Source organism: Herbiconiux liangxiaofengii (assembly GCF_041927335.1).
GTDB lineage: Bacteria > Actinomycetota > Actinomycetes > Actinomycetales > Microbacteriaceae > Herbiconiux > Herbiconiux liangxiaofengii.
In genome coordinates, this window is sequence record NZ_JBHFHD010000015.1 from 78847 (window position 1) to 97283 (window position 18437).

At 69.7% G+C, this 18437-nt stretch carries 18 protein-coding genes and 1 pseudogene; 13 read left to right on the forward strand and 6 right to left on the reverse strand.

What is annotated here, in order from left to right; all coding sequences use genetic code 11:
* Positions 1 to 86 precede the first annotated feature (86 nt).
* Positions 87 to 1511 carry a CCA tRNA nucleotidyltransferase gene (locus ACEXOR_RS15760; protein WP_374850673.1) on the forward strand — a complete coding sequence of 475 codons (1425 nt, stop codon included), beginning with the start codon at positions 87 to 89 and terminating at the stop codon, positions 1509 to 1511.
* Between the two features lie 81 nt (positions 1512 to 1592).
* Here the strand turns inward: ACEXOR_RS15760 and ACEXOR_RS15765 are convergent, their stop codons facing one another.
* Positions 1593 to 2672 (reverse strand): inositol-3-phosphate synthase, encoded by a 1080-nt coding sequence (locus ACEXOR_RS15765; protein WP_374850674.1) that lies wholly within the window; start codon positions 2670 to 2672, stop codon positions 1593 to 1595.
* A gap of 76 nt (positions 2673 to 2748) precedes the next feature.
* Complete coding sequence (locus ACEXOR_RS15770; protein ID WP_374850675.1) at positions 2749 to 4728, reverse strand: glycosyltransferase; 1980 nt, start codon at positions 4726 to 4728, stop codon at positions 2749 to 2751.
* A 229-nt stretch (positions 4729 to 4957) separates the two neighbouring features.
* Between ACEXOR_RS15770 and rpsF the strand changes: the two are divergent.
* The 5 genes and pseudogenes from rpsF to dnaB all read left to right on the forward strand — a co-directional run.
* Positions 4958 to 5302 (forward strand): annotated as a pseudogene (gene rpsF / locus ACEXOR_RS15775) (30S ribosomal protein S6); the annotation flags it as partial.
* A 108-nt stretch (positions 5303 to 5410) separates the two neighbouring features.
* Positions 5411 to 5950, forward strand: coding sequence for a single-stranded DNA-binding protein (locus ACEXOR_RS15780; RefSeq protein WP_374850676.1), 540 nt, complete (start codon positions 5411 to 5413; stop codon positions 5948 to 5950).
* Positions 5951 to 5983: 33 nt separating this feature from the next.
* Positions 5984 to 6247: a 30S ribosomal protein S18 gene (gene rpsR, locus ACEXOR_RS15785; protein WP_022895757.1), complete on the forward strand. Its 264-nt coding sequence runs from the start codon at positions 5984 to 5986 to the stop codon at positions 6245 to 6247.
* Positions 6248 to 6258: 11 nt separating this feature from the next.
* Positions 6259 to 6711: a 50S ribosomal protein L9 gene (rplI, locus tag ACEXOR_RS15790; protein WP_374850677.1), complete on the forward strand. Its 453-nt coding sequence runs from the start codon at positions 6259 to 6261 to the stop codon at positions 6709 to 6711.
* A 399-nt stretch (positions 6712 to 7110) separates the two neighbouring features.
* Positions 7111 to 8484 (forward strand): replicative DNA helicase, encoded by a 1374-nt coding sequence (gene dnaB / locus ACEXOR_RS15795; RefSeq protein WP_374850678.1) that lies wholly within the window; start codon positions 7111 to 7113, stop codon positions 8482 to 8484.
* 19 nt (positions 8485 to 8503) lie between these two features.
* Here dnaB and ACEXOR_RS15800 read toward each other — a convergent pair whose 3' ends face one another.
* Entirely contained in the window at positions 8504 to 9007 is a 504-nt protein-coding gene (locus tag ACEXOR_RS15800; RefSeq protein ID WP_374850679.1) for a MarR family winged helix-turn-helix transcriptional regulator, read from the reverse strand.
* 77 nt (positions 9008 to 9084) lie between these two features.
* On the opposite strand from ACEXOR_RS15800, the gene ACEXOR_RS15805 reads away from it, so the two are divergent.
* From ACEXOR_RS15805 to ACEXOR_RS15815, 3 genes are read left to right on the forward strand one after another with little or no spacing between them, the layout of a single operon-like run.
* A complete protein-coding gene (locus ACEXOR_RS15805) occupies positions 9085 to 11193 on the forward strand; it encodes an MMPL family transporter (RefSeq protein WP_374850680.1) in 2109 nt (702 codons plus the stop codon).
* 34 nt (positions 11194 to 11227) lie between these two features.
* Complete coding sequence (locus ACEXOR_RS15810; RefSeq protein ID WP_374850681.1) at positions 11228 to 11818, forward strand: hypothetical protein; 591 nt, start codon at positions 11228 to 11230, stop codon at positions 11816 to 11818.
* Entirely contained in the window at positions 11815 to 12063 is a 249-nt protein-coding gene (locus ACEXOR_RS15815) for a hypothetical protein (RefSeq protein WP_374850682.1), read from the forward strand. The genes ACEXOR_RS15810 and ACEXOR_RS15815 overlap by 4 nt, the downstream gene beginning before the upstream one ends.
* Before the next feature lie 12 nt (positions 12064 to 12075).
* Here the strand turns inward: ACEXOR_RS15815 and purB are convergent, their stop codons facing one another.
* Genes purB through ACEXOR_RS15830 form a run of 3 tightly spaced genes read right to left on the reverse strand, consistent with a single transcriptional unit; the run spans position 12076 to position 14465 of the window.
* Positions 12076 to 13470: an adenylosuccinate lyase gene (gene purB / locus ACEXOR_RS15820; protein WP_374850683.1), complete on the reverse strand. Its 1395-nt coding sequence runs from the start codon at positions 13468 to 13470 to the stop codon at positions 12076 to 12078.
* A 35-nt stretch (positions 13471 to 13505) separates the two neighbouring features.
* Positions 13506 to 14045 carry a low molecular weight protein-tyrosine-phosphatase gene (locus ACEXOR_RS15825; RefSeq protein ID WP_374850685.1) on the reverse strand — a complete coding sequence of 180 codons (540 nt, stop codon included), beginning with the start codon at positions 14043 to 14045 and terminating at the stop codon, positions 13506 to 13508.
* Between the two features lie 15 nt (positions 14046 to 14060).
* Entirely contained in the window at positions 14061 to 14465 is a 405-nt protein-coding gene (locus tag ACEXOR_RS15830; protein WP_374850687.1) for a phage holin family protein, read from the reverse strand.
* Between the two features lie 63 nt (positions 14466 to 14528).
* Between ACEXOR_RS15830 and ACEXOR_RS15835 the strand changes: the two genes are divergently transcribed.
* From ACEXOR_RS15835 to ACEXOR_RS15850, 4 genes are read left to right on the forward strand one after another with little or no spacing between them, the layout of a single operon-like run.
* The gene (locus ACEXOR_RS15835; RefSeq protein ID WP_374850688.1) at positions 14529 to 15131 is read left to right on the forward strand and encodes a GNAT family N-acetyltransferase; all 603 of its coding nucleotides are present in this window, start codon (positions 14529 to 14531) and stop codon (positions 15129 to 15131) included.
* Positions 15132 to 15156: 25 nt separating this feature from the next.
* Positions 15157 to 16251, forward strand: a complete 1095-nt coding sequence (locus ACEXOR_RS15840) for a histidinol-phosphate transaminase (protein ID WP_374850689.1) — start codon at positions 15157 to 15159, stop codon at positions 16249 to 16251.
* Positions 16248 to 17396: a thiamine pyrophosphate-dependent dehydrogenase E1 component subunit alpha gene (locus tag ACEXOR_RS15845; RefSeq protein WP_374850690.1), complete on the forward strand. Its 1149-nt coding sequence runs from the start codon at positions 16248 to 16250 to the stop codon at positions 17394 to 17396. Before ACEXOR_RS15840 ends, ACEXOR_RS15845 begins: the two co-directional genes overlap by 4 nt.
* Entirely contained in the window at positions 17393 to 18412 is a 1020-nt protein-coding gene (locus ACEXOR_RS15850) for an alpha-ketoacid dehydrogenase subunit beta (protein WP_374850691.1), read from the forward strand. Before ACEXOR_RS15845 ends, ACEXOR_RS15850 begins: the two co-directional genes overlap by 4 nt.
* The last annotated feature ends 25 nt before the right edge of the window (positions 18413 to 18437 follow it).

The following is an 18437-nucleotide window of genomic DNA, read 5'->3' on the forward strand; positions in this document are numbered from 1 at the left end:
CATCCGTAGACCCGATTCTAGGAGAGTCGGCCTGGGAGATCGGGCAACCGGCTGGGCGGCACGGGGCGCGCCGCTAAAATAGCTCGGTGCAGTCGGTTCAGCAGTCCCTCGAGTTCCTGGCGACGCTCGCGGGCGACGGCCCCGTGGCGAAGCTCGCCGCCGCCTTCCGTGAGGCCGGGCATGAGCTCGCCCTCGTCGGCGGTCCCGTTCGCGACGCCTTCCTCGGCCGGTCGATCACCGACCTCGACTTCACCACCGACGCGCGGCCCGACGAGATCCTCGCCATCGTGACGCCCATCTCGCAGGCGCAGTGGGACGTGGGGCGGGCGTTCGGAACGATCGCGGCCCGCATCGACGGAGAGAGCGTGGAGATCACCACCTACCGCTCCGACGAGTACGACCACACCAGCCGCAAGCCCGCCGTGGAGTTCGGCGACTCGCTCGAGGGCGATCTTCTGCGACGCGACTTCACCGTGAACGCGATGGCGCTGCGGTTGCCCGAGCTGGTGCTCGTCGACCCCTCGGGCGGCATGGACGACCTCATCGCGGGGGTGCTTCGCACGCCCGGCGCCCCCGAGGTGTCGTTCGGCGACGACCCGCTGCGGATGCTGCGGGCCATCCGTTTCACCGCCCAGCTCGGCTTCACGGTGGCGGTCGACACCGCCGTGGCCATCACCGAGATGAAGGACTCGATCGGCATCGTGTCGATCGAGCGGGTGAACGACGAGCTGTCGAAGCTGCTGAAGACGGATGCGCCACGTCGCGGCGTGGAACTGCTCGTCGAGAGCGGGCTCGCCGAGCTGGTGCTCCCCGAGGTGCCCGCCCTGCAGCTCGAGCGCGACGAGCACCACCACCACAAAGACGTCTACGAGCACAGCCTCACCGTGCTCGACCAGGCCATCGACCTGGAGAAGTCGCGGGGGCGGCTGCGCTCCCCCGACCTCGTGGTGCGGCTCGCCGCGCTGCTGCACGACATCGGCAAGCCCGCGACCAAGCGCAACGAGCCCGGCGGCCAGGTGTCGTTCCACCACCACGACGTGGTGGGCGCCAAGCTCGCACGGAAGCGCCTGCGCGAGCTGCGTTTCGACAACGACACCATCGCGGCGGTCTCACGCCTGATCGAGCTGCACCTGAGGTTCTTCGGCTACACCGACGGAGCGTGGACCGACTCGGCCGTGCGACGCTACGTGCGCGACGCCGGCGACCAGCTCGAGCGCCTGCACATCCTGACCCGGGCCGACGTGACGACGCGCAACCGGCGCAAGGCCGACCAGCTGTCATTCGCCTACGACGACCTCGAGGCCCGCATCGCGGCGCTCGCCGAGCAGGAGGAGCTCGAGTCGGTGCGGCCCGATCTCGACGGCGAGCAGATCATGCGCATCCTCGATCTCAAGCCCGGCCGCGAGGTGGGGCAGGCGCGGGCGTTCCTGCTCGAACTGAGGCTCGACGAGGGCCCCCTGGGTGAGGACGAGGCCACCCGGCGTCTGCTCGAATGGCACGCCTCCCTCTGAGCCGCGCTCACGCCAGACCCGTCACTTTCGGCCCCAAAACGGGGATTTTGGGGCGAAAAGTGACGGATCTGGGGTTCGAGGTCAGGAGGCGGGGGTGTTGGCGGCGATGAACGCCTCGAGCTCGGTGCGCGCCACCTCGTCGGGCAGCTGACGCGGCGGCGACTTCATGAAGTAGGCCGCCGCGGGCTCGACGGGCCCGCCCAGCCCGGCGTCGAGCGCCACCTTCGCCGCGCGCACGGCGTCGATGATGACCCCGGCCGAGTTCGGCGAGTCCCACACCTCGAGCTTGTACTCCAGGCTCATCGGGGCGCCGCCGAAGCCGTGGCCCTCGAGGCGCACGAACGCGAACTTGCGGTCGTTCAGCCACGGCACGTGGTCGCTCGGGCCGATGTGCACGTCGCCCTCGGGCAGGTCGATGTCGATGTTCGAGGTGACCGACTGCGTCTTGGAGATCTTCTTGGAGTTCAGGCGGCGCCGCTCGAGCATGTTCTTGAAGTCCATGTTGCCGCCCACGTTGAGCTGGTACGTGTGGTCGAGCTGGATGCCGCGGCTCTCCAGCAACCGGGCGAGCACGCGGTGCGTGATGGTGGCGCCCACCTGGCTCTTGATGTCATCGCCCACGATCGGCAGGCCGGCGGCGGTGAACTTCGCGGCCCACTCGGGGTCGGAGGCGATGAACACGGGGATGGCGTTGACGAAGCCCACCCCGGCGTCCAGCGCCGCCTGCGCGTAGAACTTCGCGGCCTTCTCCGACCCCACGGGCAGGTAGCACACGAGCACGTCGGCGCCGGATTCGCGCAGGGCCGCGACCACGTCGACGGGCTCGGCGTCGGACTCCTCGATCATCTCGACGTAGTACTCGCCGAGCCCGTCGAGGGTGGGACCGCGCTGCACGGTGACACCGGTGGGGGCCACATCGGCGAACTTCAGGGTGTTGTTCTCGCTCGCCCAGATGGCGTCGGCGAGATCGGCGCCCACCTTCTCGGCGTCGACGTCGAAGGCGGCCACGAACTCGATGTCGCCCACGTGGTACTGACCGAAGCGCACGTGCATCAGGCCGGGCACCGCCTCGGTGTCATCCGCCTCGGCGTAGTACGTCACACCCTGGATGAGAGAGTTCGCGCAGTTGCCCACGCCCGCGATCGCGACCTTGATGCCCATTCCGTCAGCCTTTTTCTCTTGTGTCAAAACTCCACGATCTTATGCCCGCTGGGCTGGACGGAGCATGCGTGCGCCCTCACGGCAGCAGCCGGTACCGCTCGACGCCCGCCACGGGGTGGGTCTGACCCCCGCTCAGCGTGAACTCCGGCGGGTCTCCGGCGATGGTGAGCTGGGTGCGGTGAGCGGCCATCGCACGGGTCTTCGCGGCGAGAGCCTCAGAGTCGAGCGGCACTGCGAGCGTCGCGGCCGAGCCGGCTTCTCCCTCCACCCGCGGCTCCACGATCGCGAGGTAGGGCACCCCGAGCCGCCGGGCCGCCTCCACCCCCGCGTGGTGCATCCGCACGTGGTCGGGGTGGCCGTATCCGCCGAGCGCGTCGTAGCCCACCACCGCGGTGACCCCGTGCGGCGCCAGATTCCGGATGCCCGCGAGCACGTCGAGCACCACGTCCTCGAGAGGGGCGAGGCTCAGCGAGTCCGCGCCGGCCTCGGCGGTCGCCTCGGCGAATCCATCTTCTCCCCACTGCATTCCCGAATCGGAATACTGCCTAGGGGGCCGTCCGTCTGCGCGGGCCGACTCGGAGCCGAGGAAGTGCTGCGGCACCCCGCCGAGCTCGGCCAGCGCGGCGGCGAGCTCGTGCTCGCGGTGCGGGGCGAGCTCGGGTGTGCCCTCGAGCGGGTGCAGCTCGCCCGGCACGACCTCGCCGTACTCGCCGCGCGTTCCGGTGAGGAGCACCGGGGTGCGCCCGGCGGCGATCAGCGCGGCGAGGGTGCCTCCGGTGGAGATCGACTCGTCGTCGGGATGGGCGTGCAGGAAGACCGGGCGGTCACCGAACCCGGCCGTGGGATCGGCGGCGAGCGACCCGGTGAGCCGACCGAGTTCGAGAGCCGTCGCATCCCACCCCCGGGCGGCGCCGTGGGCGGCGGCCGAGGAGGAGAGCCGCTCGAGCGCCACCGGGTCGTTCAGCAGCGACTCGATGGCCTCGGCCCACGCCTCGGGGTCGCGCTCGGGCACGATCACCCCGCTGACCCCGTCGGCCACGGACTCGGCCAGCCCGCCGGCCGGCCCGGCGATCACCGGAGTACCGCTGGCGGCCGCCTCGAGCGCCACGAGCCCGAACGTCTCCGAGTGCGAGGGGATGAGCAGCAGCGCGGCCTCCCGCAGGAGTACGGCCGCCTGCTCCCGGGTGCGCTCGGGCAGGAACTCGATGTCGTCATCGAGCCCGAGCTCGGCGACCCGGCGGCGAAGCCCGTCGGCGTAGGCCTCGTGACCCGGGCTCGTGCCGCCGGCCACGACCAGCCGGGGCCGAACCCGGGATGGCGCACCCGACGGCAGCCCGCCCCGAATGACGCTGCGACCGATCACCCGCGCCACGGCCTCGATCGCGAGCTCGACCCCCTTCAGCGGCTGGATGCGGGCCAGCACCACGAGAGTGGGCCGCGCCGCCTTCTTCCCCACCCCGAACAGCCGGGTGTCGACGCCAGGGGCCACGACGCGCACCCGGTCGGCCGGAGCGCCGTAGGCCTCGAGCACGGCGGCGCGCTCGGCCCGGCTCAGCGTGACGGTGAGCTCGGAGGCCCGCACGAGCATCCGCTCGGTCGACAGCCTCAGCCCGGGCTCTGGGGTGTCACCCGGCGCGAGAGAGGAGTTCTTCAGAGCGGCCACCGTGTGCAGGCTCTGCACGTGCGGAACGCCCCACTCCTGGGCCACCGGCAGGGCGGCAGCACCCGACAACCAGTAGTGGGAGTACACGAGGTCGTAGGGGGGCAGCTCCCTCATCCGCTCGCCGAAGGCCGCGAGGTGGGCCGGCAGCTCGGCCTTGGCGACGGATGCGCGGGGCCCCGCGTCGAGGTGGCGCACGAGGGCGCCGCCCGGCGTGCGGGCGTCGGCGTCGCCCTCATCCCTCGACCGGGTGAGCAGCTCGACCTCATGACCGGCGGCGATGAGCGCGTCGGCGAGGCCCAGCAGCATCACGTTCATGCCGCCCGCGTCGGCCCGGCCGGGGGCATCCAGGGGCGAGGTGTGCAGCGAGACCAGGGCGATGCGGTGGTTCGTCACAGAAGAACCCTGACACAACCGCACCGAGGGCGCGCTCCCGCTGCCGTTCCGGAGGGCCGCCCGCGACCCTGGCCACCGAAGGCCTGCTCTGGTAGGGTGAGGAAGTCGTCCAGCTCCCAGTGGAACTCTCCACGCGGGGGCCGGACAGATGCAGAACCCTCCTGTCACAGACCGTCTGTGGCCGTTCTAGTCCGAAGGAGGTGGGTTTGTGACGCATCAGTACGAACTCATGGTGATCCTCGATCCTGAAATCGACGAGCGCACCGTGGCTCCGAGTCTCGACAAGTTCCTCAACGTCATCCGTACCGCGGGTGGCAGCGTCGACAAGGTCGACATCTGGGGCCGACGTCGCCTGGCTTACGAGATCAACAAGAAGACCGAAGGCATCTACGCCGTGGTGAACCTCACCGCGACCTCCGACGCCACCGTCGAGCTCGACCGTCAGCTGAAGCTCTCCGAAGCCGTCATGCGCACCAAGGTGCTGCGGGCCGAAGAGGGCATCGCGCAGGTCGCCGCCGCGTCGAAGCTCGCCGAGGAGAAGGCCGCCCGCAAGGCCGCCAACCCCAAGGCTGCCGCTCCGGCCGCTGCTGCACCGGCCGCTGCCGCTGCTCCGACCGCCGCCGTCAAGGCTGCGCCGGCTGCGAAGCCCGCTGCCAAGACCGAGGCCGGCGAGTAGTCGACCATGGCCGGCGAAACCGTCATCACCGTGGTGGGCAACCTCACGGCCGATCCTGAACTGCGCTACACGCAGAACGGGCTCGCGGTCGCGAACTTCACGATCGCTTCGACGCCTCGCACCTTCGACCGCGCGTCGAACGACTGGAAGGACGGCGAAGCGCTGTTCCTCCGGGCGTCGGTGTGGCGCGAGTTCGCCGAGCACGTCGCCGGGTCGCTCACGAAGGGCAGCCGCGTCGTCGCGACCGGCCGTCTGCGTCAGCGCTCCTACGAGACGAAAGAGGGCGAGAAGCGCACCTCGATCGAGCTCGAGGTCGACGAGATCGGTCCCTCGCTCCGGTACGCGACCGCCCAGGTGACGCGTGCGTCCAGTGGTGGCGCAGGTGGCGGCGGCGGTGGAGGCAACTTCAACGGCGGCTCGCGTGGCCAGTCGGCCGTCGAAGAGCCCTGGGCAGCCAGCGCGCCTTCGACCGCCTCCTCCAACGGAGGCGGCGGCAACGACGTCTGGAACACCCCCGGCAGCTACGCCGACGACACCCCCTTCTAAACTTCTCTTCTTTCAGAACAGGACAGTAAACCAATGGCTGGAAAGTCAAGCGGCGACCGCCGCAAGCCGCTCCGCGGCGCCAAGGGCGCGAAGAACGCGGCCCCGGCGAAGTCCATCCGCGTCGGAGTCATCGACTACAAAGACGTCGCGACCCTTCGCAAGTTCATCTCGGAGCGTGGAAAGATCCGCGCCCGCCGTATCACGGGAGTCTCCGTCCAGGAGCAGCGCCTCATCGCCCGTGCCGTCAAGAACGCCCGCGAGATGGCACTTCTGCCCTACGCCGGCTCAGGCCGTTAAGGAGCAGCAGCATGTCGAAACTCATTCTCACCCACGAGGTGACCGGTCTCGGTACTCCCGGTGACGTCGTCGAGGTCAAGAACGGCTTCGCCCGTAACTACCTCATCCCCAAGGGCTTCGCCGTGGCATGGAGCCGCGGTGGCGAGAAGCAGGTCGAGCAGATCAAAGCCGCTCGCACCGCTCGCGAGCTCGCAACCGTCGAAGAGGCCCAGCACCTCAAGCAGACGCTCGAGAACGCCGTCGTGAAGCTCACGGTCAAGGCGGGCCAGGGCGGACGCCTGTTCGGTTCGGTGAAGACCTCCGACATCGCCGACGCGGTGGCGGCGGCCGGCATCGGCAGCCTCGACAAGCGCAAGATCGAGATCCCCAACGCCATCAAGGTGACGGGCAACCACGAGGCCACCGTGCGACTGCGCGACGACCTCTCGGCGACGATCTCGCTCCAGGTGGTCGCTGCCAAGTAGCAGCATTCGAGAAGGGGTGTCGCGGGCCGAAAGGCTCGGACACCCCTTTTCCATGCCCGAATTCTCCCCATCTCTATGCACAGGAACACACCGGTTCGCTAACCCTCAAGCGGGAGTCGAAGGAAGTGTGGGTGTGGACGGTGTGGAAACTGGAAAGCCCAGGTCAGAGCGGCTTTTAAACGACCGGTCTCCAGGTTGTCCACACCTGAGTGCACAGGTAGTGCACATGGCGCCCGGCGTTTCGCGCAGATGTTCCACAGAGTTATCCACAGGCCGTGTTGATCCGCACCGAACCCGTTCCTAGTCTTGGGCAGCGCCCCACGGAACGACGATGTCGGTGGCTCGGCGTAGGAAAAGAACACAGTCACGGCCGCCTCGCGCGGCGGAAGCGGAGCAGCAGTGTCGATCGCCCATCTCGGTCTCGCCGGAGAAGAGCGCCAGGGCGCACCGCGTGCGGGAGAGCGCACCCCTCCGCACGACCTGCTCGCCGAGCAGAGCGCGCTGGGCGGCATGCTCCTGTCGAAGGACGCCGTGGCCGACGTGGTCGAGGTGATGCGGGCGGTCGACTTCTACATCCCGAAGCACGAGGTGATCTTCGAGGCCATCCTCAACCTGTACTCGCACGGAGAGCCGACCGACGTCATCGCGGTGACCGACGAGCTCACCAAGACCGGAGAGCTCACCCGCGCCGGTGGGGCCGACTACCTGCACACCCTCACGAGCCTCGTGCCCACGGCGGCGAACGCCGGGTACTACGCCCAGATCGTGAGCGAGAAGGCTGTGCTGCGCCGACTCGTCGAGGCGGGCACCCGCATCGTGCAGATGGGGTACGCCAGCGAAGGCGAGGTGACCGACCTGGTCAACAACGCCCAGGCCGAGGTGTACGCGGTCAACGGCGGCGTCGAGGCCGAAGACTACGTGCCTCTCACCGTCGCCGTCACCGCGGCGATCGACGAGATCGAGGCGGCCGCGGGCAAAGACGGGTCGATGACGGGCGTGCCCACGGGCTTCGCCGACCTCGACAACCTCACCAACGGCTTCCACCCGGGGCAGATGATCATCGTGGCCGCGCGTCCGGCGCTCGGTAAGTCGACGTTGGCGCTCGACTTCTGCCGCGCGGCGTCGATCAAGAACGACATGCCGTCGATCTTCTTCTCGCTCGAGATGGGGCGCTCGGAGATCGCGATGCGCCTGCTCTCGGCCGAGGCATCCGTACCGCTGCAGAGCATGCGCAAGGGCCGCATCGAGGGCCGCGACTGGACGACGCTGGCCTCCACCCGCGGCCGCATCAACGACGCGCCCTTCTACATCGACGACAGCCCGAACATGACCCTGGTCGAGATCCGTGCGAAGTGCCGTCGCCTGAAGCAGAAGGTGGGCCTGAAGCTCGTGGTCATCGACTACCTGCAGCTGATGACGAGCGGCAAGAAGGTGGAGAGCCGCCAGCAGGAGGTGTCGGAGTTCTCGCGAGCGCTGAAGCTCATGGCGAAGGAACTGCAGGTGCCGGTGATCGCCCTCTCGCAGCTGAACCGTGGCCCCGAGCAGCGGGCCGACAAGAAGCCGGCCATCAGCGACCTGCGCGAATCCGGTTCGCTCGAGCAGGATGCCGACATGGTCATCCTGCTGCACCGCGAGGGCGCCTACGAGAAAGACAACCCACGGGCGGGCGAGGCCGACTTCATCGTGGCCAAGCACCGCAACGGGCCCACGGCCACCATCACCGTGGGCTTCCACGGCCACTTCTCCCGCTTCGCGGACATGCCCCCCGCCTGATCGGCGTGGGCCGGGCCGCTCAGGGGGCCGTGACCGCCGCGCGGTAGACGTCGGCGACGCGGGCCAGGAAATCCGAGACCACCGTTCGCTCGGCCTCGCTGAGGTCGTCGACGATGCCCGCGATGCCGTGGATGATCGGCAGCAGCTCCTGCACCGTGCGGTCGACCGACGAGCGCGCGGGCACCACCACGATCTTGCGGCGGTCGTGCTCGTGCGGATGCCGCTCGGCGTGCCCGAGGGCGACCAGACGGTCGACCACGAGGGTCGAGGCCGCGGTGGTGACCTTCAAGCGCGTGGCGAGCTCGCTCGGCGTGAGCGGGCCCTCCTGGATGAGGTGCTCCATCGCCGTGAGGTCGGTCTGGTTCACGGTCAGCACCGAACCGAGGCGTCGCTCGAAGGCGCGCGAGAGGGCGTCGACGTCGCGCAGCTGCTGGGAGATCTGCGACACCATCGGCATGCCGCTCTCGGCCAGGTCGTCGCGCGACCACGGTGCCGTGCTCTCCGGGTTGCGGCCGTCTGTCATGAATGACATGCTAATCCCATAGGTAGCTAAGTTGCTTAGCGAATAGCCCCGCCACGCCGATTCCTAGGAGAGAGAGCATGCGAACAGTCGCGCGATTCGTCAGCGGACGAGGCACCGCCTGGGTGACTCTCGCCCTCACCGCCGTGGCGGTGACCCTGCTGTTCGCCCTGCTCCCGCAGAGCGAGAGCGACGCCTTCCCGCCCTCCGGGCTCCCCGACTCGAGCGAGTCGGCCCGGGTCTCGGCGCTCCTCGAGCAGTTCCCGGATGCCGACACCACCGCGGCGATCGTTGTCTACACGCGGGCCGGCGACGCCCTCACCCAGGCCGACCGCGAGGCTGTCACGGCAGCGGCGACGCGCCTCGCCGCAGACTCGCTCGCGCCCCAGGCGGTAGTGCCGCAGTTCAGCGACGACGGCACCGCCGCCCTCGTGGCCGTTCCGCTGGCGGCCGACCCCGACGGCGACGTCGGAGAACGGGCCGACGGACTGCGGGCCGAGGCGGGCGCCGACCTGCCCGACGGCCTCACGGCCCTGCTCAGCGGCCCGGTCGGCTTCCAGGCCGACATCTCCAACGCCTTCGCGGGAGCCGATTTCCGGCTGCTGCTGGTGACCGTGATCGTGGTCGCCATCCTGCTCATCGTCACCTACCGCTCCCCCGTGCTCTGGATCGTGCCGCTCGCCGTGGTGGGGCTCGCCGACGGCCTCGCGCGGGTGGTGATGACCAGCCTGGCCGAGCCGCTCGGCATCACCATCGACGCCTCGATCGGCGGCATCCTGTCGGTGCTGGTGTTCGGCGCCGGCACGAACTACGCACTCCTGCTGGTGGCCCGCTACCGCGAGGAGCTCACCCACGAGCCCGACCGCCACACCGCCATGCTCACGGCGTGGCGGAGCGCCGGGCCCGCCATCGCGGCCAGCGGCGGAACCGTGGCGCTGAGCCTGCTCACCCTGCTGCTGGCCGAGCTGGGCGGCAACCGCGCCCTGGGCTTGGCCTGCGCGGTGGGCGTGGTGGTCGCCATCCTGTTCGCCCTTCTGGTGCTGCCGGCAGCGCTCGTGGTGTGCGGTCGCGGGCTGTTCTGGCCGTTCGTGCCGCGGGCCGCCGGGCGAACGGATGCGGTCGCCGGGGGCGACCGTGCGCATCCCCACGCCTCGCCTCGCGCCGGCTTCTGGATGCGGCTCGGCCGCGGCGTCGCAAAACGACCGATGTCGGTCGCCCTCGTGGCCGTGCTGGGCATCGGCGTGCTGTCGCTCGGCCTGATCGGCGTGAAGGTGGGTCTCTCGCAGACCGACCAGCTCGTCGGCGAGCCCGACTCGGTGAAGGCCCAGTCGGTGATCGACGAGTCGTTCTCGGCGGGCTTGACCGCCCAGACGATCGTGCTCACCCCGGATGCGGTGACGTCCGACGCGGTGAGCCTCGCCGAGACCGTGCCCGGCGTCGAGGCGGTGCGGCCGGGCGAGAGCGCCGCCGGCGTCACCCGCCTCGACGTGACCCTCGCCGCCGAGCCGGAGAGCGACGGCGCCTTCGACACCGTGACGTCGCTCCGGGCCGCGTACGCCGATGCCGGAGGCGAGCTCGCCGACAGCCTGGTGGGCGGCAACGATGCCACGGCGCTCGACACGAACACGGCCGCGGCCGCGGATCAGGCCCTGATCATCCCGCTCATCCTCGCGATCGTGTTCGTCATCCTGGCGATGCTGCTGCGGTCGCTGGTGGCTCCGGTGCTGTTGATCGCGAGCGTGCTGGCCACCTTCTTCGCGAGCCTCGGCGCGTCGAACGTGCTGTTCCAGAACCTGCTGGGGTTCCCGGCCTTCGACTCGAACGTGGTGCTCTTCGCGTTCTTGTTCCTGGTGGCGCTCGGCGTCGACTACAACATCTTCCTCACCACCCGCGCCCGGGAGGAGGCCGCTCGGCACGGCACCCGGGAAGGAATGGTGCGCGCCCTCAGCTCCACCGGTGGCGTGATCACCAGTGCGGGCATCCTGCTGGCGGCGGTGTTCGCGGTGCTCGGGGTGCTGCCGGTGGTGGCGCTGACGCAGATCGGAGTGATCGTGTGCATCGGCGTGCTGTTGGACACTCTGGTGGTGCGCACCGTGCTCGTGCCCGCTCTCGTCTTCCTCACCGGCGACCGCTTCTGGTGGCCGTCGAACCCGGCACGACGGGCACTCAGCCGGGGCGCAATAAACTAGAGGCACATCTCCACCCGAATCGAGGCCCACGCCAGTGACCGATCCCCGCCGCAGCATCGCGCGGTCGCCCTACTGGGGTGTGCCGGTGGCGCGCGCCGTGCCGTTCATCGTGACGGCGCTGGTGATCACCTTCTCCTCGAACCACTCCGCCCAGGTGGGGTTGTTCGCCTACGGGGTGTTCGCCATCGTCTCCGGCCTGATCCTGGCCGTGCTGTCGTGGCGCACCGTCACCGATCGGGCCACTCGTGTGGTGTTCCTGGTGCACGGCATCTCGGGCGTGGTCTTCGGGGCCTTGGCGCTCGGGTTCAACGACGGCGGTCTGGGCTTCCTGCTCTTCTGCGCCACCATGAACTCCGCGATCGGCGGGTTCCTCGAGCTCTACGCGGGCCTGAAGGCGGGCAAGAACCCGGCCGGCCGCGACTGGGCCGTGGTGGGTGCGCTCACCGTGGCGTTCGCCCTGGTGCTGATCTTCTTCCCCACCGACCCGGTGTTCGCGGTCGGGATGCTCGGGGCGTACTGCGCCGTCGTGGGTCTCTTCCTCGTGATCGGTGGGCTGTCGCTGCGCTGGGGATCCGGCGCACCCGTGACGGCAACCGGGCCTGAACCCACCAGAAGGACATCGTGAACCAACCTACGAGGCGCGACCGGCTGAAGCCGGTCGAACTGATCGTGCTCTCCGCCGTGCTCTCCGTGTTCGTGGGGCTGGTGGTGCTGATGGCGACGCGCGAGTTCCTCCTCGCGGGGGTCTTCTTCGGCATCGCCTTCATCGTCACGCTGGTGGTGATGGCGATGTTCTCGCTCTCCATCAAGCCGAACGACCGCGAGCAGCACGAGATCGACGGCGACGACCAGGGGCCGGCCGGCCACTGACCGTGGCCGGGCCTACTCGGCCGGGGTGACGATGTGGTCGACCAGCCGTGACGCCAGGCCCGTGTACCCGGCGGGCGTGAGCGCGATCAGCCGCTCCTTGGCGGCCTCGCCGATGTCGAGGCCGCGCACGAACTCGATTAATTCGGCCTGGCCGATGCGGCGGCCGCGGGTGAGCTCCTTCAGCAGCGCGTACGGGTCGCTGATCTGCGAGCGCCCGGCCGTGATCTCGGCCCGCACCACGGTCTGGATCGCCTCGCCGAGCACCTCCCAGTTGGCGTCGAGGTCTCGGGCCAGCGCGTCGCTGCTGAGCGCGATCTGACCGAGCCCGCCGAGGATGTTGTCCAGGGCGAGCACCGAGTGGCCGAGCGCCACCCCGATGTTGCGCTGGGCGCTCGAGTCGGTGAGGTCGCGCTGCAGCCGCGAGGTCACCAGGGTCGCCGCGAGCGAGTCGAGCAGCGCGCTGGACAGCTCGAGGTTGGCCTCCGCGTTCTCGAACCGGATGGGGTTCACCTTGTGCGGCATGGTCGAGGAACCGGTGGCACCGGCCACCGGGATCTGGGTGAAGTAGCCGATGGAGATGTAGGTCCAGACATCCGTGCAGAAGTTGTGCAGGATGCGGTTCGCGTGGCTGATGCGCGAGTAGAGCTCGGCCTGCCAGTCGTGCGACTCGATCTGGGTGGTGAGGGGGTTGAACTCCAGGCCCAGCGAGCCCACGAACTCCGCGGCCACGGCCTGCCAGTCGGTGCCGGGATCGGCCACCAGGTCGGCCGCGAACGTGCCGGTGGCGCCACTGAACTTGCCGAGGTACTCGGTGCCCTCGATCTGCGCCTTCACCCGCTCGAGCCGGTGCACGGTGACGGCCAGCTCCTTGCCCATGGTGGTGGGCGTGGCCGGCTGGCCGTGGGTGTGGGCGAGCATCGGTTCGTCGCGGTAGAGCACCGCCTGGCGGCGCAGCTCCTCGATCACGCGGGTGAAGGCCGGCAGCCACACCTCGGTGACGGCCGAGCGGATGGTGAGGGCGTAGGAGAGGTTGTTGATGTCCTCGCTGGTGCAGCCGAAGTGCGTGAGCTCGGCGACGTCGGAGAGCTCGAGCTCGGCGAGCTTCTCGCGCACGTAGTACTCCACGGCCTTCACGTCGTGCCGGGTGGTGGCCTCGAGCTCGGCGATGCGATCGATGTCGGGCTGGCCGAACTGGGCGACGACGTCGCGGAGCTTCCGGGCGAGCTCGGGCCCGAGCGGGGTGGAGCCGAACATCGAGTGGTCGGTGAGGTGCAGCAGCCAGTCGATCTCCACGCGCACCCGGGCGCGGTTGAGGCCGGCCTCGGAGAGGTGCTCTCCGAGCGCGGTGACCGCGGGGCGGTAGCGGCCGTCGAGGGGGCTGATCGGCTGGGGAGGCAGGGAGGGCATGGCAGAACCGGGGCTTTCTTCGGGAGTAGGAGGCGTCAGGGGACGACGGGCTGGGCGGGGGCGGGCGGCCGGAAGGCGGGTTCCAGCTGGCGGAACAGCGCGCGCGAGGCGTGCTCGATCATGGCCAGCACCGAATCGAAGGTGGCGGCGTCGGAGTAGTAGGGGTCGGGAACGTCGGAGTGACCGGCGTAGTCGGAGTCGAAGCCGAGCAGCAGGCGCACCTTCTGCCGGTCGTCGTCGTTGCGGGCCCACGAGCGCAGCACCCGTTCGTGACTGCGGTCCAGCGCCACCACGAGGTCGAGGGAGTCGAACCACTCGGCGTCGAACTGCCGGGCGCGGTGGGCGCGGCCGTCGTAGCCTTTTGCCGCGAGCGAGGCGACGGTGCGCGGGTCGGCCTGTTCGCCGACGTGCCACTCCCCCGTGCCCGCCGAGGTGACGATCACGCGCTCGCCGAGCCCCGACTTCTCAACCAGGTCGCGCAGCACGATCTCGGCCATGGGTGACCGGCAGATGTTGCCGGTGCACACCACGCAGATGCGGAACGCCTGATCCTCAGGATCGTCGGAGTCGCGCATGACCCTATTCTCGCATCAGCGGTCGCGGCGGCCCGCGAGGGGCCGGAGGATCGCGCCGATGATGGCCGAGAGGATGGCGAGCACCAGCGCTCCCAGCACCGCCCACCAGAAGCTCTCCACCACGAGCCCGAAGCCGAACAGCTGCGAGACCCACTCCGCCAGGAGCAGCAGGAGCGCGTTCACGATGAGCGAGATGAGTCCGAGCGTGAGGATGTAGAGCGGGAAGGCCACGACCCGGATGACGCTGCCGATGATGCCGTTCACCACACCGAAGATGAGGGCGACGAACAGGTAGGTGAGCACCGTGGAGACGGCACCGTCGTCGTTGCCGAACGCATCGACCTTCACCCCCGCCACGATCAGGGTGGTGAGCCACAGGGCGATCGCGTTCGCGATCAGGGAGACCAGGAATCTGCGCATGACCCCCACTATCCCAGACCTCCCGGTTTCGCGGATAGGGCCGGAGGGGTGCAGAGTCGAGTCATGGTGAACCTGCCCTGGCTGCCGGAGTACCCGGTTCTGACCGAGCGTCTGGCCCTCCGTCCGCACCGGCAGAGCGACCTCGACGACCTGCTGCGCTACCACTGCGACCCGGAGGTGGTGCGCTACATCCCCTGGCCCGTGCGCACACGCGAGCAGACGGTCACGGCCCTCGACTCGCGCACCCGGCAGACCAGTGTCACCGAGCCCGGTCAGTGGCTGGTGCTCGCCATCCAGCTGCGCGACGACTCAGGTCTCGCCGAGGGCGGCCGGGTGATCGGCGAGGTGCTGCTGAAGTTCGACAGCGAACCGGATGCGCGGGGCGAGCTCGGCTACGCGATCGCCCGTGACGCGGAGGGTCGGGGATACGCCACCGAGGCCGCGCGGGCCGTGCTCGACCTGGCCTTCACCGACTTCGGACTGCACCGCGTGATCGCCCGGCTCGACGCCCGGAACGGTGCATCCGCTGCTCTGCTGGAGCGTCTGGGCCTGCGCCGGGAGGCTCATCACCTCGAGGACGAGTACTTCAAGGGCGAGTGGACCGACACCCTCGTGTACGCCGTTCTGAAGCACGAGTATCGCGCGGAGCATATTCCCGAGTCGTGATGCGGCCGAGAACTACACTGGACGGATGACCTCCGGCCCCGAGATCACCCCTGCCGTGCCCGTGCGCATGCGTCCGGAGATCCTCGCGCTGCCGGCCTATCGCCAGGGCAAGGCGGCGCCCACCGGGTTCAAGCTCTCCTCGAACGAGAATCCGTTCGACCCCCTGCCCGGCGTGCTCGACGCGGTCGACGCCGTCACGCGCCGGATGCACCGCTACCCGAACGCGGCGGCGCCGGAGATCACCGCGCGCCTCGCCGACGAGTGGGGCGTGGCGGAGGACGAGGTGATCGTCGCCGCCGGGTCGGTGGCCCTGCTGATGCAGTTCACGATGGCCGCCGCCGGTCACGGCGACGAGGTGGTCTTCTCCTGGCGCTCGTTCGAGGTGTACCCGTGGATGACGGTGCTGCCGGGCGCCACGGCCGTTCCCGTGCCGGCCACGGCAGACCACCGCCACGACCTCGACGCCATGGCCGCGGCGATCACCGATCGCACCAGACTCGTGCTCGTCTGCACGCCGAACAACCCCACCTCCACCATCGTGACGAAGGAGGAGTTCGCCGCCTTCATGGCGACGGTGCCGAGCGACGTGCTCGTCATCCTCGACGAGGCCTATGCCGAGTTCGTCACCGACCCGTCGGCGGTGAACGGCCGTGAGCTGGTGGGGCGCTACCCCAACCTCGTCGTCCTGCGCACGTTCTCCAAGGCCTACGGCCTGGCCGGGCTGCGCATCGGGTACGGCGTCGGGCCGGCCGCCGTGCTCGCGCCCGCGCGCACCACCATCGTGCCGCTCAGCCTCACCGACCACGCCCAGGTGGCCGCCCTCGCCTCGCTCGACCGCAGCGACGAGCTGCGGAAGCGGGTGGCGCATCTCGCCGCCCGGCGCGACGCCCTCTACGAATCGCTCCTGGAGCAGGGCTGGACGGGCATCCCGAAGCCGCACGGCAACTTCGTCTGGCTGCCGGTGGGCGAGCGCACCCCCGAGGCGCTCGAGATCTTCCAGCGGCACGGCATCATCGCCCGCGGCTACCTGCCCGACGGCGTGCGAGTGACCATCGGCGAGGAGGAATCCGTGCAGGATGTCCTCGACGCCTCCGAAGAGATTGCGAGAATGCTCGGATGACCGGCTCCATCGACCCCTCGGCCGTGCAGTTCCTCTCGGTCGAGGGCGCCTACGCCCCCACGGAGTCGGCCGAGGAGTACGCCCCGTACCTCGACCGGCTCACGAGCGATGACCTGCGGCGCTTCTACCGCAGCATGGTGACGGTGCGCCGCTTCGATGCCGAGGCCACCAACCTGCAGCGCCAGGGCCAGATGGCGCTCTGGCCGCCGAGCCACGGCCAGGAGGGCGCCCAGGTGGGTTCGGCGTACGCCGCCAGGCCGCACGACCACATCTTCCCGAGCTACCGCGAGCACGCCGTCGCCCTCGTGCGCGGGGTCGATCTGGTGGGCATCGTGGAGCTGATGCGCGGCAACACGCACGGCGGCTGGGATGTCACCGACCCCACGAACGGCAACTTCCACGGGTACTGCCTGGTGATCGGTTCGCACTCCCTGCACGCCACCGGCTACGCCATGGGCCTGCAGCGCGACGGTCTGGTGGGCACCGGCGACCCGTCGGTCGACAGTGCCGTGCTCTGCTACTTCGGCGACGGCTCGACGTCGCAGGGAGACGTGAGCGAGGCCTTCGTGTTCTCGGCGTCGAGCCAGACCCCGAACGTCTTCTTCCTGCAGAACAACCAGTGGGCCATCTCGGTGCCGGTGAGCGTGCAGTCGCGCGTGCCGCTGTACCTGCGCTCGCGCGGCTTCGGCATCCCGAGCGTGCAGATCGACGGCAACGACGTGCTCGCCAGCTACGCCGTGACCGCGAAGGCGCTCGACGACGCCCGGGCCGGGGGTGGCCCGCAGTTCATCGAGGCGCTCACGTACCGCATCGGCGCCCACACCACCTCCGACGACCCCAGCAAGTACCGCGAAGACGCGGAGCGGGAGTTCTGGGTGAAGCGCGACCCGATCGTGCGGTTCGAGAAGCATCTGCGCAGCCTCGGGGAGGGCGACGACTTCTTCGAGCAGACCCGCGTCGAGGCCGAGGACTTCGCCGCCGACGTGCGCCGCCGCACCCTCGTGCTCGAAGGGCCGCCGCTCGGCGAGATGTTCGACCACGTGTATTCCGAACCGCATCCCGCGATCACCGAGCAGAAGCTCTGGCTCGAGAGGTACGAGGCGTCGTTCGCCGAGACCGGCGCCGGGCAGGAGGAGCAGGCATGACCACCGTGAACCCGGCCGCACCGGCCGATCTCGACGCTCGCGTCGAGGAACTGCCGATGGCCAGAGCCCTGAACCTCGGACTCCGCCAGGCGCTCGCCGACGACCCCAAGGTGCTGCTGATGGGCGAGGACATCGGCCGCCTCGGCGGCGTCTTCCGCATCACCGAGGGGCTGCAGGCCGAGTTCGGCGCCACGCGCGTGGTCGACACGCCGCTGGCGGAATCGGGCATCATCGGCACGGCCATCGGCCTCGCGATGCGCGGCTACCGGCCGGTCTGCGAGATCCAGTTCGACGGCTTCATCTACCCCGGCTTCGACCAGATCACCAGCCAGCTCGCGAAGCTCACGAACCGCAGCGGCGGTGCCCTCTCGATGCCCGTGGTCATCCGGGTGCCCTACGGCGGACACATCGGGGCCATCGAACACCACCAGGAGAGCCCGGAGGCGTACTTCGCGCACACGGCGGGACTGCGCGTGGTGAGCCCGTCGACTCCGAACGACGCCTACTGGATGATCCAGGAGGCCATCCGCTCGAACGACCCCGTGATGTTCTTCGAGCCCAAGAGCCGTTACTGGCCGAAGGGCCCGGTGGACTTCACCGGCAGCGCGGCGCCCCTGCACGCCAGTCGCGTGGTGCGCACCGGAACCGACGTGACGCTGCTCGGCCACGGCGCCATGGTGAGCGTGCTGATGGCCGCCGCCGAACTCGCCCAGGGCGAGGGGGTGAGCGTGGAGGTGATCGACCTGCGGTCGCTCAGCCCCGTCGACTACGGCCCCATCGTCGACTCCGTCACCAAGACGGGCCGGCTCGTGGTGGCGCAGGAGGCCTCCGGCTTCGTCAGCGTCGGCTCCGAGATCGCGGCCACGGTGGCCGAGCGCACCTTCTACTCGTTGCAGGCCCCGGTGCTCCGGGTGTCGGGCTTCGACGTCCCCTTCCCCCCCGCCAAGCTCGAGACCGTCTTCCTGCCCGACGCCGACCGCGTCCTGGAAGCCGTCGACCGCGTGATGGCCTACTAGGCCCCGCGCCAGGCACCACAGGAGA

Bases quoted from the DNA above. Each gene is read 5' to 3' on its own strand.
- rplI (WP_374850677.1), top strand. From the start codon at position 6,259: ATGTCGAAACTCATTCTCACCCACGAGGTGACCGGTCTCGGTACTCCC.
- purB (WP_374850683.1), bottom strand. From the start codon at position 13,470: ATGCCCTCCCTGCCTCCCCAGCCGATCAGCCCCCTCGACGGCCGCTAC.
- rpsR (WP_022895757.1), top strand. From the start codon at position 5,984: ATGGCTGGAAAGTCAAGCGGCGACCGCCGCAAGCCGCTCCGCGGCGCC.
- ACEXOR_RS15765 (WP_374850674.1), bottom strand. From the start codon at position 2,672: ATGGGCATCAAGGTCGCGATCGCGGGCGTGGGCAACTGCGCGAACTCT.
- ACEXOR_RS15825 (WP_374850685.1), bottom strand. From the start codon at position 14,045: ATGCGCGACTCCGACGATCCTGAGGATCAGGCGTTCCGCATCTGCGTG.
- ACEXOR_RS15830 (WP_374850687.1), bottom strand. From the start codon at position 14,465: ATGCGCAGATTCCTGGTCTCCCTGATCGCGAACGCGATCGCCCTGTGG.
- ACEXOR_RS15845 (WP_374850690.1), top strand. From the start codon at position 16,248: ATGACCGGCTCCATCGACCCCTCGGCCGTGCAGTTCCTCTCGGTCGAG.
- ACEXOR_RS15840 (WP_374850689.1), top strand. From the start codon at position 15,157: ATGACCTCCGGCCCCGAGATCACCCCTGCCGTGCCCGTGCGCATGCGT.
- ACEXOR_RS15805 (WP_374850680.1), top strand. From the start codon at position 9,085: ATGCGAACAGTCGCGCGATTCGTCAGCGGACGAGGCACCGCCTGGGTG.
- ACEXOR_RS15850 (WP_374850691.1), top strand. From the start codon at position 17,393: ATGACCACCGTGAACCCGGCCGCACCGGCCGATCTCGACGCTCGCGTC.
- ACEXOR_RS15835 (WP_374850688.1), top strand. From the start codon at position 14,529: ATGGTGAACCTGCCCTGGCTGCCGGAGTACCCGGTTCTGACCGAGCGT.
- ACEXOR_RS15780 (WP_374850676.1), top strand. From the start codon at position 5,411: ATGGCCGGCGAAACCGTCATCACCGTGGTGGGCAACCTCACGGCCGAT.
- ACEXOR_RS15800 (WP_374850679.1), bottom strand. From the start codon at position 9,007: ATGACAGACGGCCGCAACCCGGAGAGCACGGCACCGTGGTCGCGCGAC.